Origin of the sequence: Paraburkholderia sp. (assembly GCF_036488505.1) — a bacterium.
GTDB lineage: Bacteria > Pseudomonadota > Gammaproteobacteria > Burkholderiales > Burkholderiaceae > Paraburkholderia.
This window is the reverse complement of record NZ_DASXHN010000290.1, coordinates 1-15,428: the sequence shown is the minus strand read 5'-3', so window position 1 is coordinate 15,428 and position 15,428 is coordinate 1. Positions and strand designations below refer to the sequence as shown.

The window sequence follows — 15,428 nt, the reverse complement described above, 5'->3', positions numbered from 1 at the left end:
CGAGAAAAACGCGCTGGCGACCCCGATCAAAGGTACGGCGAAACTGACCGAGGCGCAGGTCACCGATCTGATGGCAGGCCAGTGGTACTTCAACATTCATACCGCGCAGAACCCGATGGGCGAGATTCGCGGCCAGGTCTTGCCGGCGAACTAGGAAATGAGGTACGGCCTCGCGTCGGTGGCCGCAGGGCTGCAGGGCTGCGGGCGAAACCTGCGCGAAGCCGACATGTGAAACCAACGCGAACCCGCGAAGCCAGCGCGAAACCCGGGCGAACCCGCGCAATGCCAGCCCGATGCCAACAAGAGAGACCTCCGGACCAAACCGGCGAGCGAACTCCGTGCGTCAGCCCAACTGATCGCCGACGCGCGGCGGCATCCACCCGTTCCACCATCGACGATTAGAACCCGCCATCCACCGGCCGGTCACCAACGCACGTACGATGACCGGACATCCATGAAGGAGCATGTGCCGATGAGTTGGCAAAGCGCACTCGCATGCTGGTATTTGCGCAGGCAGTTCCGGCCGGAGACCCTCAAACCACATATCGACGTCGAACGGGCGCGCGCGCTGACCTCGAAGCGCGTGTGGTCGCCGCGGGTGCCGGCCGGCTGGCGTCTGCGCGAAACGTACGGCGAGAGCGACGCGCCATTGCGCGGAGAATGGCTCGAACCGGCGAGCGCGGAGCCGGACGGCGGGTCGACCGACAATGCGACGCCCACGGTGCTCTATTGTCACGGCGGCGGCTACTACTTCTGCTCGCCGCGCACCCATCGTTCGCTGACCTTCGCGCTTGCGCCGCGCGCCAAAGCGCGGCTCTTTTCCCTCGACTATCGCCTCGCGCCCGAGCATCGTTTTCCGGCCGCCCTCGACGACGCCACCGCCGCCTATCGCCAGTTGCTCGCGATGGGCATCGCAGCCAGCTCGATCGTGATTGCGGGCGATTCGGCCGGCGGCGGCCTCGCGCTCGCGACGCTGGTCGCGTTGCGCGATGCTGGCGCGCCGATGCCGGCGGGCGGTCTGCTGTTCTCGCCGTGGACCGATCTCGCGACGACCGGCGCGAGCCTGCGCACCAACGACAGCGTGGATCCGATGTTCTGCGGGGCGGCGATCGAACGGGCGGCCAAGCTCTATCTCGGCGACGCGCCGGCCATGCATCCGTACGCGTCGCCGGTCTACGCGGACCTGCACGGGCTGCCGCCACTCTTCATGATGGCGGCTAGCACCGAAGTTCTGCTCGACGACGCGCGCCGCGTCGCAGACAACGCGCGCGCCGCGGGAGTCGATTGTGTATGCGAGGTGTGGCAGAAGCTGCCGCACGTGTGGCCGATGTTCGCGCCGTTCATGCCGGAGGCGAACCGCGCGCTCGACCGTTCAGCCGCATTCGTGCGGCGCGCGACGAGCCGCGCCACCCAGGCCGCTCAGGCGTCGGGCGTGACGTCGAGCGTCCGGTAGGCGGCCTCGATCGCGGCCTGCCCGTACTGCCGCTCGAGCCGCCGCACCGTGAAATGCCCATGCGCGACCTGCTGGAAGTGGTCGATAAAGACCGTATTGACCATCGCGCCGAGCACCGCGCCGATCGCTGGAATCGACTTGGCGGCGATCTGTTCGCTGACCTGCACCGAAAAGCGCGCGGCGATCGCGTTGAGCAGGCGCAGGAGTGCCGCCGAGCCGTGCGCGCTGAAGCCCTTGCTGGCAATTTCCGACGACGCCTTCGACACCGCCTGCGCCAGCGCGCCGCGCATGAAGAAATAGCCGAGATCGGCGTCGTCGTCCTCGCTGGACGTGCCGCCCATGCCGAGCACGGTGAGACATTGCAGCTGGGTTTCGACCGAGCTCAGATCTTCGCCTTCGCTGCGCGCGATATCGCAGATCGAGCGGAACATCAGCGTGGTCGTGACCGGCAGTTCGACCGGCAACGCGAGCAGTCCAAACGCGCCGCCGGCCGCGCCGGTGGTCGCCACCGCGAATTTGTGCAGCAGGTTATTCGGCTTGTCGGGCGCGAGCAACTTCGCGTCGTTGCGCCGGCCTAGTGTGCGAAGCGCGATCGACAGGCACTTGCGCAGTGCCGCCTGCGTCGCATCGGCGACCTTTTCGTTGGCGAATGCGGGAATGCGCGACAGCAGCTTTTCGATCGGCGCGCCGACGATGCTCGCGAGCTTCATCGCGAGCGCAGGGCTCTCGAGCTGATGTTTCGCGCGCCGCAGCGCGTTCAGGTCCTGCTCCGCTAAAGATGGTGTTGTAAGCGAACTCGGCTGCATGGGCCTCCCTGATGTCGTCGTGGCTTGAGCGCGTCCGTTCAGTGTACCGGCGCACACAATGCGTCGGAGCCTGCCGCTTTGAGTCCCACATCGTGCTATCATTTGAAATCTTTTGACAAGTCAACCGTTGCTCCATCAATAATGGCTGTCCATACCGCAGCCCACCATTCGAGTGGGCAAGTTTTACCCTTCCGCGAATCCCTGCTGGCGATGCTCGGCGTTTCATTCGTCGCGATGCTGGTCGCGCTCGATCAGACCGTGGTCGGCACCGCGCTGCCAACCATCGTGTCCGAACTCCGCGGCTTCGAACTGTATGCGTGGGTCGCCACTTCCTACTTGCTGACCTCGGTGATCACCGTGCCGATTTTCGGCCGGCTCGGCGACTATTACGGGCGCAAACCGTTCGTGATCGCGTCGATCGTCGTGTTCACCGGCGCGTCGGTGCTGTGCGGCGCGGCTAACAGCATGCCGTTCCTGGTGCTCGCGCGCGGCTTGCAGGGCATTGGCGGCGGCATGCTGGTCGGCACCGCGTTTGCATGTATTCCCGATCTGTTCCCCGACTCCGTCGTGCGTCTGCGTTGGCAGGTCCTGATGAGTTCCGCGTTCGGTATCGCGAATGCGATCGGGCCGTCGCTGGGCGGCTTTCTCACCCAGTACTACGGCTGGCGCTCGGTGTTCTACGTGAATTTGCCGGTCGGCTTGGTGTCGCTGTTTTTCGTCTGGCGTTTTCTGCCGCATTTGCGGCACGTCGAACATAGCGGCAAGATGCGGCTCGACTGGCCAGGGGCGGCGCTGATCGCGGTGGCGCTCGGCTCGCTGCAATTGTTCGTCGAATTGCTGCCGAAGCACGGCGTCACGCTCAGCGCTTTGGCGCTGCTCGCGCTGAGCGTCGCATCGGCCGTCTCGTTGTGGAAGTGGGAAAAGCGTTGCCCGACCGCGATTCTGCCGGTCGACATGTTCCGCAACCGCAGTCTCGCCGCGTTGTTCACGCTGGCTGTGCTGGGCGGCTTTACGATGTTCTCGCTGCTGTTCTATGCGCCGCTGCTGTTTCAGGGCGGCTTCGGGATGTCGCCGAAGGAAGCGGGGCTGGTCATCACGCCGCTGGTCGTGTTCATGACGATCGGCAGTATCGCCAACGGGCGTATCGTGCCGCGCGTGAAAAGTCCGAACCTGATGCTGTACATCGGCTTTGCGCTGATGGCGCTGGCATGCCTGGGCGTCGTCGTTGCCACCCGCGCGATGCCGCACTGGGCGCTGACGTCGTTCATGGTGGTCGGCGGCTTGGGGCTCGGCTTCGTGATGCCGAACCTGACCATCTTCGCGCAGCAAACGGCCGGTCGCGAACACCTCGGTATCGCGACCGCGCTGTTGCAGTCGCTGCGGATGATCGGCGGCATGCTCGGCACGGCGCTGACCGGCACGCTCGTCACCCACATGTACCGCAGCGGCGTGCAAGGTGCGCTGGAAAACGCGGACGCGTCGCACTGGTTCGCCGATCTCGGTGATCCGCAGATCCTGATCAACCGCGATGCGCAGACCACGCTCGTCAACCAGTTGACGCACGCCGGACATGACGGCGCGATGCTGCTCGAAAGCGCGCGCGAGGCGCTGGTCGGCGCGATTCACCTGGGTATCGCGATGGCCGCGGTGATCGCTGTCGTATCGGTATGGCAATGTCGCCGTGTGCCGCCGATCAAGCTGCAGCGCAAGCTCGAACCGGTGATTCACGCGGACTGATCTTGGGACTTGATGTTTGACGGAAGGATCATGGAAGAACAGGACCGCGTCGCGGTGATGCAGCAATTCGGCCGCACGTACCGCACATTCATGTCGGCATTCGAGGCTCAGGTGGGCCATCCGCTGCCGCGCTGGCGGATTCTCCTGGCGCTGCACGACCAGGGCGGCGAGTCGTCGCAGAAGCGGCTCGTCGAGCGGTTGCGCGTCGACCCGGGCGCGCTCACGCGGCAGTTGAAGGCGCTCGAAGGGATGGGTTGGATTGCGCGCAGCATGGATACGCGCGATAACCGCGTGACCAACGTGCGCCTCACCGAGGTGGGACGGGCGGCGACGGAGGAAAGCCTGCCGCGCCGCAACGCGTTTTTGCACGACACGATGGCGGGATTGCCGGACGAAGCGTTGGGCGCGCTGTCGAGCGCGCTGAAGATGCTCGAGGCGCGGATCAGCGAAGTGGCGGTCGCCACGAGCGGCGCCGCCGTGGCAGCGCCGCAAGCGGCGAGCGATGACGCTGCGCCGCGCACCTGATTCGCGCCGCGTATTGCGCGCGCGGCAATAAAAAACGGCGGGGAGCCAATGGCTCTCCGCCGTTTTTTTACACCTCGCGCGTCAAGAAAAGCGCGTTCTTATCAGAAGAACGTCTCGATCACTTCCTTCACGCGATACTGCGGATCGACGACCAGCACCTGACGCCATTTATCGAAGGTCAGGCACGGGTGCGAAATGTCGAACGCGATCATGTCGCCCACCTTCAGATCGACACCCGCGGGAATCCGCAGATACGCGTGCTGGTCCATCAGGCCGAAAATTTCCCAACCCTCGCTCGCGGCGATATCGCGCGGCGCGTCGGTGCCCGGACGGTAGTGGCGGGCCGGCTCCGGCATCCCCGCGTCGAACGCGGAGTCGCGCTTGCCCAGACCGATGATCGCGCGATCGGGCTCGGGAATCGACTGCACGTACGCCCATAATTGCAATGCCGGCAGCAGCCCTTCGCCCATTTTCTTCGCGACCGGATTGCGCTTGAAGATGTCTGTCTGTGCTTTGCGATAGATACCAACGTCGTGGGTCAGATAGCAGCCGGGGCGCAGCACGACCTCGACCTTGCCAGCTTCGGTCGCTTGCGCGAATTCTTCCGCGACCACGTCGTACCACGCCGACCCCGCGCCGGACAGCACCGCCGGCGAACGCGCGAAGCGCCCCCCGTCGACCAGCTCACGCGTGAGCGCGACCGCGCGTTGCAGAAACGCGCGCACCTCGTGTTCTTCCTTCAGCACCCCCTCGTACAACTCGACGCCGGCGAGCTTCAGCACATCTGGATAGCGCGCGATCGCGTCGAGCACCGCATCGCGCTGCGCTTCGTCGCGCACGCCAGTGCGCCCGCCGGGCACGCCGAGTTCGAGCAGCACCTGTAGCGGCTTCTTCACCGCCGTGAAAAATTCGCCGAGCTGTTCGACGCCTTCGGCCGAATCCACCAGGCAGAAGAACTCGAACTCCGGATCGCTCAGCAATTCGGCGATTATCGTCATGTTGCGGCGGCCCACCAGCTGGTTGGCCATCAGCACGCGTGATACGCCGCCGTGGTAAGCGGCGCGCACCTGGTGTGCGGTGGCGAGCGTGATGCCCCACGCGCCGGTTTCGAGCTGGCGGCGGAACAGCTGCGGCGCCATCGTGGTCTTGCCATGCGGCGCGAGCTTGACGCCGTATTCGGCGACGAATGCCTGCATCCACTTCAGGTTGTGCTCGACACGATCCGCGTACAGCACCGCGGCCGGCAGGCTCACGTCCTCGTCGAGCAGGTTCCACTCGAGGCGCGCCGCGTCCGTCAACTGGATGCTGGCGCCCGGAACGATGCCCAAGCCCTTGCTATAAGGATCAATCGTCGCTCCCTGATAGTTTGTAACTTTCATGTCTCCGCGCTCCATCGACCGGTTAAATGCAGCAGATTTGACTTTCCTATGTTACCGAAAGTACGATGTCTGGAGAAATGTTATTTAATACCACGGCTTTCGCGGCGCTTTCCGGCCACCCGCGCGGCCCCGCCGGAAGGCCCACAGCCCGCCATGAACCGTAGCGCCGAACCGCTCGATTTCGACATCGTCGCGCGCATTGCCGAATGCGCGCCGGAGTTGCGCTCGGCCGAACGCAAGGTTGCCGCGCTGATCCTCGACGATCTCACCGGCGCGTCGCGCGCGAGCATCGGCGCGTTGGCGCAGCAGGCCGAGGTCAGTATCGCCACGGTCACTCGTTTCGCGAAGGCGGTCGGCTGCCGCGACGTGCGCGAACTGAAGCTGCGGCTCGCGCAGGCGGCGGCGGTCGGTCAGCGCTTTCTCGAGCGCAACGGAGCACGCGATGCCCCCGAGCCGATCGCGACGCGCGTATTCGACGAGTTGCAAACCGCGCTTGCGCACAACCACCAGTTGCTGCGTCAGGCGCCGCTTGCGGAGGCCGCCGCCGCCTTACTCGCCGCGCGGATGATCTACGTGTTCGGGATGGGCGGCGGCTCGACCGCGCTCGCCGACGAAATGCGCTTTCGCCTGGTGCGTCTCGGCCGGCCGGTTGCAACCTATCAGGACGGGCTGTTGCAGCGGATGGTCGCGAGCACCGTGTCGCGCGAGTGCGTGGTGGTCGCGCTATCCACCACCGGCCGCGTACCCGAGATGGTCGAGAATTGCAAGATCGCGCGCAGCTATGGCGCGACCGTGGTGGCATTGACCGCGCCCGCGTCGCCTCTGGCGAGACTCGCCGACTGGGTGATTCCGATCGTCGCGTTCGAAACGGACTTTATCTACAAGCCGTCATCATCCCGTTACGCGATGATGATGGCGCTCGATGTACTCGTCACCGAACTTGCCGTCAGCCAGGGCGACGAAAGCCGCGAATTGCTGCGCCGCATGAAGCACGCGCTCGACGCACACCGTGGCGGCGGCGATCGACAACCGTTAGGAGACTGATCCATGCATTCGCACCCCGAAGCCGCCGACACGCTGATCGTCGGCGCGCAGCTGTATGACGGCACCGGCGCACCGCCCGTCGAGCGCGACGTCGCGATCCGCGACGGGCGCATCGCCGCGATCGGCAATCTGTCGAACTGGCTCGCCGAAGAGGTGATCGAAGCCGACGGCTGCGCGCTTGCGCCGGGCTTTATCGATGTTCATACGCATGACGACACCCACGTGATCCGCGCGCCGCAGATGCTGCCGAAGATTACCCAGGGAGTCACGACGGTGATCGTCGGGAATTGCGGCATCAGTGCGTCGCCGGTGTCGCTCAAAGGCGATCCGCCCGATCCGATGAATCTGCTCGGCGAGCGCGACGCGTTCCAGTACCCGAGCTTCGCCGATTACGTGAACGCAGTGAACGCCGCGCGCCCGGCGGTCAACGTCGGCGCGCTGATCGGCCACACGGCATTGCGCAACAACCAGATGGACCGGCTCGATCGCGCGGCGACTGCGCAGGAAATCGAACGCATGTGCGCGCAGTTGGAAGAAGCGCTGTCGCACGGCGCACTGGGTCTCAGCTCGGGGCTCGCGTACGGTTCGGCGTTTTCCGCGCCGACCGAGGAAGTGATGGCGCTCGCCGAGCCGCTCGCCGCCGCGGGCGCGCTGTACACCACGCATATGCGAACCGAATTCGACGCGATTCTCGACGCGATGGACGAGGCGTACCGCGTCGGCCGCCATGCGCGCGTGCCGGTCGTGATCTCGCATCTGAAGTGCGCGGGGCCGTCGAACTGGGGCCGCAGTGTCGAGGTGCTGAGCTCGCTCGAAGGTGCGCGCGGCACGCAGCCGGTCGGTTGCGACTGCTATCCGTACAACCGCAGCTCGTCGACGCTGGACCTCAAGCAGGTGACCGGCGACATCGACATCACGATCACGTGGTCGGAGCCGCATCCGGAAATGGCCGGCAAGCTGATCAAGCAAGTCGCGGCCGAGTGGGGCGTGTCGCAGCAGGAAGCGGGTAAGCGCCTGCAACCGGCGGGTGCGGTGTACCACAACATGTCCGAGGACGACGTGCGGCGCATTTTGTCGCATCCGGCGACGATGGTGGGCTCGGACGGGCTGCCGAATGATCCGCTGCCGCATCCGCGGCTGTGGGGCGCGTTTCCGCGCGTGCTGGGCCACTATGTGCGCGACGCGGGCTTGCTGCCGCTCGAAGAGGCGGTGCGCAAGATGACGAGCCTGTCGGCGCGCCGCTTCGGTCTCGCGCAGCGCGGCGAGGTGCAGGTCGGCTATCACGCTGATCTGGTGCTGTTCGACCCGGCAAAGGTGCTCGACGTCGCGACGTTCGACAAGCCGCAGCAGCCGGCGGCCGGCATCGACGCGGTGTGGGTCAACGGCGTGTTGTCGTATCGCGACGGCGCGGTGACGGGCGAGCGGGCCGGCCGGTTCGTCGCGCGCGGCGCGCCGTCGAAAGGCGACGCGCACGGCGGGTTCTGATTTTTTCGATCGATTGATGGCGGCACGCGCGGCGAGGGCGCCGCGGACGTGCCCGACTTTTAAGGAGTGTGACGATGAAGCGATATGGCGTTGAAGGCGGAAAAGGTACGGGCGGTCAGGTGATGCCGTTCGCGCGTGCGGTCGAGGCGGACGGCTGGCTGTTCGTGTCGGGCCAGACGCCGATGGAAAATGGCGAGGTGATCAACGGCGGCATCGTCGAGCAATCGCACAAGGCGATCCAGAACGTGTTCGCGATCCTGAAGGAAGCCGGTTACGGCGCTGAGCACGTCGTGCGCTGCGGCGTGTGGCTCGACGATCCGCGCGACTTCGCGTCGTTCAACAAGGTGTTCCGCGAGTACTTCGGCGAGAACCCGCCGGCACGTGCGTGCGTGGTGTCGTCGATGGTGATCGACTGCAAGGTCGAGGTGGATTGCGTCGCTTACAAGAAGCCGGCGGCCTGAGCTAGCTGAGCGGGCTTTCACGCGCCGGGGGCGCCGCGGGCTGTGATGGCCCGCGGCGCCCCTCGCGCGTTTACCGCTGTCTTACTGGCGCGCGAGCCGCATGTTGTCCGGCAACGGCAGGTTGTAGTTGGTGCGAAACGGATTGATATCGAGCCCGCCGCGTCGCGTGTAGCGCGCGTACACCGCGAGCTTCATCGGCTTGCAGACTTTCATGATGTCGACAAAGATCCGTTCGACGCACTGCTCGTGAAAGCCCGTGTGATTACGGTACGAGATGATGTAGCGCAGCAGCCCCGCGTGATCGATCTGCGGGCCGGCATAGTGAATCTGCACGCTGCCCCAGTCGGGCTGGCCTGTCACCGGGCAGTTCGATTTCAGCAGGTTCGAGACCAGCGTTTCCTCGACCGGCGCTTCGTCGTGGGCGGCGCTCAGCAGCGACGCGTCCGGTTGGTACACACTGGCTTCCAGATCGAGCCGGTCCAGCGACAAGCCGTCGAATTCTTCCATCCGCAGCTTGCCGAATTCGTGCGGGGTCGCGAGATGAATCGACACCGTCGCGCCGCACGATGCGGACACGTCACGCCTGATCGTATCGCGCACGCTTTCAGTCGATTCGAAAGCCGTCTGCGCAAACGAGCCGAGATACAGCTTGAACGACTTCGACTCGACGATATTCGGCGAGTCGGCCGGCACGATGAACGTCGCGACCGCGATCTGCGGCTTGCCGCGTGCATTCAGCCACGACAGCTCGTACGCGTTCCAGATGTCGGTGCCGAAAAACGGCAGGCGCGCGCCGATGCCGATCGCCTTGCGCGCATTGACGCGCGCAATCGGAAACAGCAGCGAGGGGTCGTATTGTTCGGTGTAAGTCGAGGACTTACCCAGCGGGGATTGTTCGGGTGTCATGATGCGTTCACGATGCCACTCATCACATGCCCGGTCGCCGTCACGACGCGGGCCGATTCGCAGTGGCCAAGCTGGTCGTCGAAGAAAAAGTCCGGCTCGAACTCGCGCAGGAATGCGCTCTTGTCGAGGCCGCCGAGGAACATCGCTTCGTCGATTTCGATATTCCACGCCATCAGGGTGCGGATCGCGCGCTCATGCGCGGGCGCCGAGCGGGCCGTCACCAGTGCCGTGCGAATCCGCATCGGCGCGGCAGCGTCCGCGAGCTTTTGCAGCCGGTGCAGCGCCTCGAGCAGCGGCTTCAGCGGCCCGTCCGCGAGCGGCAGGTGCTTGTTGTCGATCTCGTGACCGACGAACGCGCGCAGGCCGTCCTGCTGGAAAATGCGTTCGGCTTCGTCGGAAAACAGGACGGCGTCGCCGTCGAACGCGATGCGGATTTCGTCCGGGTACTTGCTCGCCATTTTCGCCGATTCCGGCAACACGCGTGCGGCCGGAAAACCGGCGGCGAGCGCGTCGCGCACGTCCTGCTGGTTCGCCGACAGAAACAGCGACGCATTGAGCGGCTTCAGATAACCGAACGGCGCGCGCCCGCGCGTGAACACGCCTCGCTCGATCGTCAGGCCGTGCTCGCGGCACGAATGAAATGCGCGCAGGCCGCTGATCGGATCGCTGCGCGACAGGATCACGACTTCGACCCGATGGCCGGCGGCGTTCAGCGCGAGCAGCTTGCGGATCAGCGGAAACGCGACGCCGGGTTTTGCGGGCACGTGCAGCCGTTCGCGCTGCAACGTTTCGTACGCGCGCAGGTCGCCCGCCTCGTAGACGCCGTTCTCCTCCTCGAAGTCGAACAGCGCACGCGACGAGATTGCGACCACCAGTTTGTCGGCAAGCGAAAGCGCCATCGGTGCGTTCCGGTTCGGAGGAATCAGGCGAGGAAAAGGCGGTACACGGGGTTTTTCGTCTCTTCCCAGCACGGGTAGCCCAGCGTCTCGATAAAGCGGTCGAATGCGTCGTTGTCGTTTTCGGGCACCTGAATACCGACGAGGATCGAGCTGTAATCGGCGCCCTGATTGCGGTAGTGGAACAGGCTGATGTTCCAGTTCGGCGCCATCGACGACAGAAATTTCATCAGTGCGCCCGGCCGCTCCGGAAACTCGAAGCGGAACAGACGCTCATCGTGCGCGAGCGGCGAACGGCCACCGACCATATAACGGATGTGCTGCTTCGACAGTTCATCGAAGGTCAGGTCGACGGTCGCGAAACCGTGTGCTTCGAAGGCGCCCGCGATCTGCGCGGACTCGCTGCGATTCCTGATCTGCACGCCGACGAAGATATGCGCAGAATTCGCATCCGCGATCCGGTAGTTGAATTCGGTGACGCTGCGCGTGCCGACCAGTTCGCAAAAGCGCCTGAAGCTGCCGCGCTCTTCGGGGATCGTGACCGCGAACACCGCCTCGCGCGCTTCACCGACTTCCGCGCGTTCGGCGACGAAGCGCATGCGGTCGAAGTTCATATTCGCGCCCGAGGTGACCGCGATCAGCGTCTGGTTCTCGATGCCCTCGCGCTCCGCATACTGCTTCGCTCCGGCCACCGCGAGCGAGCCCGCGGGTTCGAGCACGCTGCGCGTGTCCTGGAACACGTCCTTGATGGCGGCGCACAGCGCATCGGTATTCACGAGCAGCACTTCATCGAGATATTCGCTGCACAGCCGGAAGGTTTCCTCGCCGACCAGCTTTACCGCGGTGCCGTCGGAGAACAGCCCCACTTCGTTGAGCGTCACGCGCTCGCCCGCTTTCAGCGACGCGGCCATTGCGCACGAATCGTCGGTCTGCACGCCGATCACCCTGATCTCGGGGCGCACCGCTTTCACGTACGCGGCCACACCCGCCGCGAGACCGCCACCGCCGATCGGCACGAAGATCGCGTGAATCGGTCCCTGGTGCTGGCTCAGAATTTCCATCGCGACGGTGCCCTGGCCCGCGATCACGTACGGGTCGTCGAACGGATGCACGAAGGTCAGCCCGCGCTCCTGCTGCAACGTCACCGCATGCGTGTACGCATCGCTATACGATTCGCCGGACTGCACGACCTCGACGGTCGGGCCGCCGTGGGTGCGGATTGCGTCGACCTTCACCTGCGGCGTCGTCACCGGCACGACGATGATCGCCTTGACCCCCAGGCGGGCCGCCGATAGCGCGACGCCTTGCGCGTGATTGCCCGCCGACGCGGTAATCACTCCACGTCCCAGAGCATCGGCCGGAATATGCGCCATCTTGTTGTAAGCGCCGCGCAGCTTGAACGAGAACACCGGCTGGTTGTCCTCGCGCTTCAGATAAACCGGATTGCGCAAGCGCGCCGACAGGTTCGGCGCGCGTTCGAGTTCGGTCTCGCGCGCCACGTCGTAGACGCGCGCGGTCAGGGTCTTTTTCAGGTAGTCGTGGGAAGCCATGCGGGTGACGCGCTGCGCCATATGAGACGGGAAAGCGTCATGATAGCGCCAACGGTGCGCACTCTGGCCTTACCCGGCGTTGCGTCGAGGCCGGGTGGCTTGGCTCGCACGACCGTTTCGTGTTGCTTCGATCGGAGCTCATTCGACCGTCCGGTCGGTATATAGCGCGATCGCTAAACTCCTCCCGAGTCACGAGAAAAACGCCGGAATCCCCGCTGCCGTTCGCACTTCCGCCATCAACGCAACGCAGCATGATGCGGTAGAATTTCGTTTTGGAACAAGGATCGGAAGATGCACTGGCAGCCTCGGAGCGCCCACCTGATGCCCGTCTCGCGCGAATCTCGTCCCGCGGCGGAGCGTCATGTCCGTCACGCACGATCGTGTAGCTGCATCTGAGTGCCGCGAAACGTTCGACGTGGTTCCACCGGCGGCCGTTTCGCTCCCCTAGAAGAATTTCCAGACATTGCGCCCCACGCGCATCGTCAGCCTGCGCCTCGCGACGAGCGCGCCCGGTTGACCTACAGAGTCGTCCAAAACATGAACGCACCTCAAGTTTTCGATCCGCACGGCGCCGCCGCTGCGGTGGCCGCCGATCCCGAAGCGCGCCTGCGCGAAATTCCCTATAACTACACATCGTTTTCGGATCGCGAAATCGTCATCCGTCTGCTCGGCACCGACGCGTGGGACGCGCTCGCCGAGTTGCGCGCGGAACGCCGCACCGGCCGCTCCGCGCGGATGCTGTACGAAGTGCTCGGCGACATCTGGGTGGTCCGCCGCAATCCGTATCTGCAGGACGACCTGCTCGACAATCCGAAGCGCCGCGCGATGCTGATCGAGGCGCTGCATCACCGCCTTGCCGAAATCGAGAAGCGCCGTCGCGCCGATCTGCGCGACCACGGCGACGAAGCCGGCATCGAGCGCGCCGTGCGCGTCGAGACGCTGGTGCAGGCCGCACGCCGCGCGATCGACGAATTCGCGAGCGAATTCCAGAAAACCTATGATCTGCGCCGCCGCGCGACCCGCGTGCTCGGCAAGGTCACCGAAAAAGACAACATCAAGTTCGACGGGCTGTCGCGGGTCTCCCATGTGACAGACGCGACCGATTGGCGCGTCGAGTATCCGTTCGTCGTGCTGACGCCCGATACCGAGGCGGAGATCGCCGGGCTGATCAAGGCCTGCTTCGAGCTGGGCCTCACCGTGATCCCGCGTGGCGGCGGCACCGGTTACACGGGCGGCGCGGTGCCGCTCACGCCGTTCTCGGCGGTGCTCAATACCGAAAAGCTCGAACAGCTCGGCGCGGTCGAGATGACTGAACTGCCGGGCGTCGATCGGAAGGTCGCGACGATCTTCTCCGGTGCGGGGGTCGTCACGCGCCGCGTGACCGAGGCGGCCGAGCAGGCCGGCTTCGTGTTCGCGGTCGATCCGACCTCGCTCGACGCCTCGTGTGTGGGCGGCAATATCGCGATGAACGCGGGCGGCAAGAAGGCGGTGCTGTGGGGCACCGCGCTCGATAACCTCGCGTGGTGGCGCATGGTCGACCCGGAAGGGAACTGGCTCGAAGTCACGCGTCTCGACCACAACATGGGCAAGATCCACGACATCGAAGTTGCGCGCTTCGAACTGAAATGGTTCGACGGCAACTACGCGCCGGGCGAGAAGCTGTTGCGCGAGGAGTCGCTGGATATCAAAGGCCGCGTGTTCCGCAAGGAAGGCCTTGGCAAGGACGTCACCGACAAATTCCTCGCCGGCTTGCCGGGCGTGCAGAAGGAAGGCTGCGACGGGCTGATCACGTCCGCGCGCTGGGTGCTGCACAAGATGCCCGCGCATACGCGCACCGTGTGTCTGGAGTTTTTTGGTCAGGCGCGTGAGGCGATTCCGAGCATCGTCGAGATCAAGGACTACCTCTTCGAAACGTCGCGCCAGGGCGGCGCGGTGCTCGCGGGCCTCGAGCATCTGGACGAACGCTATCTCCGGGCGGTCGGCTATGCGACCAAGAGCAAGCGCAACGCGTTTCCAAAGATGGTGCTGATTGGCGACATCGTCGGCAACGACGCGGACGCGGTCGCGCAGGCCACCTCGGAAGTGGTGCGCATGGCCAACGGCAAGAGCGGCGAGGGCTTCGTTGCGGTCAGCGCCGAGGCGCGCAAGCGCTTCTGGCTCGACCGCAGCCGCACGGCCGCGATCGCGAAGCACACCAACGCGTTCAAGATCAACGAAGACGTCGTGATCCCACTCGACCGGATGGGCGAGTACACGGACGGCATCGAGCGCATCAATATCGAGCTGTCGATCAAGAATAAGTTGCAACTGGTCGACGCGCTCGAGGCGTTCTTCAAGGCTGGCAAGCTGCCGCTCGGCAAGAGCGACGACGCGAACGAAATCCCGAGCGCCGAGCTGCTCGAAGACCGCGTGCAACAGGCGCTCGATCTGCTCGCGCGGGTGCGCACGCGCTGGGAATTCCTGCGCGACAAGCTCGATCTGTCGTTGCGCGAGGCGCAGCACTATCTGGTCGGCCTGGGCTATGAATCGCTCGCCGAGAAATTCGCCGACCGCGTCGACGCGCAAGCTGACGCGACCGTATTCCATCTCGCGCAGGACCGCACGATCCGCGTGTCCTGGAAGCAGGAAATCCGCGCTGAACTGCGGCAGATTTTCAACGGCGGCGAATTCAAGCCGATCCTCGAAGAAGCTCAGGCGATCCACAAGCGGGTGCTGCGCGGCCGCGTGTTCGTCGCGCTGCATATGCACGCGGGCGACGGCAACGTGCACACGAACTTGCCGGTCAACTCCGACAACTACGAGATGCTGCAGGACGCGCATACGGCGGTCGCGCGCATCATGCGGCTCGCGCGTTCGCTCGATGGCGTGATTTCCGGCGAGCATGGCATCGGCATTACGAAGCTCGAATTCCTGACGGATGACGAAATCGGCGAGTTCCGCGCGTACAAGCAGCGCGTCGATCCGCATGGCCGCTTCAACGCGGGCAAGCTGCTCGAGGGCGCCGATCTGCGCAACGCGTATACGCCAAGCTTCGGCCTGATGGGGTACGAATCGCTGATCATGCAACAGTCCGACATCGGCGCGATTTCCGAGTCGATCAAGGACTGCTTGCGCTGCGGCAAGTGCAAGCCGGTCTGCGCGACCCACGTGCCGCGCGCGAACCTGCTGTACAGCCCGCGCAACAAG

General features: G+C 65.0%; 13 protein-coding genes. 8 read left to right on the top strand and 5 right to left on the bottom strand.

What is annotated here, in order from left to right; all coding sequences use genetic code 11:
- Window positions 1–154 (top strand): CHRD domain-containing protein (locus tag VGH68_RS17425; RefSeq protein ID WP_331604904.1); only part of this gene is annotated, 154 nt, incomplete at its 5' end.
- 318 nt (window positions 155–472) lie between these two features.
- Window positions 473–1,453, top strand: coding sequence for an alpha/beta hydrolase (locus tag VGH68_RS17420; protein WP_331604903.1), 981 nt, complete (start codon window positions 473–475; stop codon window positions 1,451–1,453).
- Here the strand turns inward: VGH68_RS17420 and VGH68_RS17415 are convergent.
- Entirely contained in the window at window positions 1,420–2,259 is an 840-nt protein-coding gene (locus tag VGH68_RS17415; protein WP_331604902.1) for an EcsC family protein, read from the bottom strand. The genes VGH68_RS17420 and VGH68_RS17415 overlap by 34 nt on opposite strands.
- Before the next feature lie 141 nt (window positions 2,260–2,400).
- Here VGH68_RS17415 and VGH68_RS17410 point away from each other — a divergent pair, with 141 nt between their 5' ends.
- The gene (locus VGH68_RS17410; RefSeq protein WP_331604901.1) at window positions 2,401–3,996 is read left to right on the top strand and encodes an MDR family MFS transporter; all 1,596 of its coding nucleotides are present in this window, start codon (window positions 2,401–2,403) and stop codon (window positions 3,994–3,996) included.
- A 30-nt stretch (window positions 3,997–4,026) separates the two neighbouring features.
- Entirely contained in the window at window positions 4,027–4,521 is a 495-nt protein-coding gene (locus tag VGH68_RS17405; protein ID WP_331604900.1) for a MarR family winged helix-turn-helix transcriptional regulator, read from the top strand.
- 101 nt (window positions 4,522–4,622) lie between these two features.
- On the opposite strand, the gene VGH68_RS17400 is transcribed toward VGH68_RS17405, so the two are convergent.
- A complete protein-coding gene (locus tag VGH68_RS17400) occupies window positions 4,623–5,900 on the bottom strand; it encodes an amino acid deaminase (protein WP_331604899.1) in 1,278 nt (425 codons plus the stop codon).
- Window positions 5,901–6,053: 153 nt separating this feature from the next.
- Between VGH68_RS17400 and VGH68_RS17395 the strand changes: the two genes are divergently transcribed.
- The 3 genes from VGH68_RS17395 to VGH68_RS17385 all read left to right on the top strand — a co-directional run bounded on the left by VGH68_RS17395 (window position 6,054) and on the right by VGH68_RS17385 (window position 8,890).
- Complete coding sequence (locus tag VGH68_RS17395) at window positions 6,054–6,944, top strand: MurR/RpiR family transcriptional regulator (RefSeq protein ID WP_331604898.1); 891 nt, start codon at window positions 6,054–6,056, stop codon at window positions 6,942–6,944.
- A gap of 3 nt (window positions 6,945–6,947) precedes the next feature.
- Window positions 6,948–8,429 carry a D-aminoacylase gene (locus VGH68_RS17390; RefSeq protein ID WP_331604897.1) on the top strand — a complete coding sequence of 494 codons (1,482 nt, stop codon included), beginning with the start codon at window positions 6,948–6,950 and terminating at the stop codon, window positions 8,427–8,429.
- Between the two features lie 74 nt (window positions 8,430–8,503).
- Window positions 8,504–8,890 carry a RidA family protein gene (locus tag VGH68_RS17385; RefSeq protein ID WP_008923846.1) on the top strand — a complete coding sequence of 129 codons (387 nt, stop codon included), beginning with the start codon at window positions 8,504–8,506 and terminating at the stop codon, window positions 8,888–8,890.
- 81 nt (window positions 8,891–8,971) lie between these two features.
- Here VGH68_RS17385 and queF read toward each other — a convergent pair whose 3' ends face one another.
- Genes queF through ilvA form a run of 3 tightly spaced genes read right to left on the bottom strand, consistent with a single transcriptional unit; the run spans window position 8,972 to window position 12,242 of the window.
- The gene (gene queF / locus VGH68_RS17380) at window positions 8,972–9,796 is read right to left on the bottom strand and encodes an NADPH-dependent 7-cyano-7-deazaguanine reductase QueF (protein ID WP_331604896.1); all 825 of its coding nucleotides are present in this window, start codon (window positions 9,794–9,796) and stop codon (window positions 8,972–8,974) included.
- A complete protein-coding gene (locus tag VGH68_RS17375) occupies window positions 9,793–10,695 on the bottom strand; it encodes a 5'-nucleotidase (RefSeq protein ID WP_331604895.1) in 903 nt (300 codons plus the stop codon). The genes queF and VGH68_RS17375 overlap by 4 nt, the downstream gene beginning before the upstream one ends.
- Window positions 10,696–10,718: 23 nt before the next feature.
- Entirely contained in the window at window positions 10,719–12,242 is a 1,524-nt protein-coding gene (gene ilvA, locus VGH68_RS17370; protein ID WP_331604894.1) for a threonine ammonia-lyase, biosynthetic, read from the bottom strand.
- A gap of 537 nt (window positions 12,243–12,779) precedes the next feature.
- On the opposite strand from ilvA, the gene VGH68_RS17365 reads away from it, so the two are divergent.
- Window positions 12,780–15,428, top strand: a 2,649-nt coding sequence (locus VGH68_RS17365) for a DUF3683 domain-containing protein (protein WP_331604893.1), incomplete at its 3' end; no start/stop codon positions are given.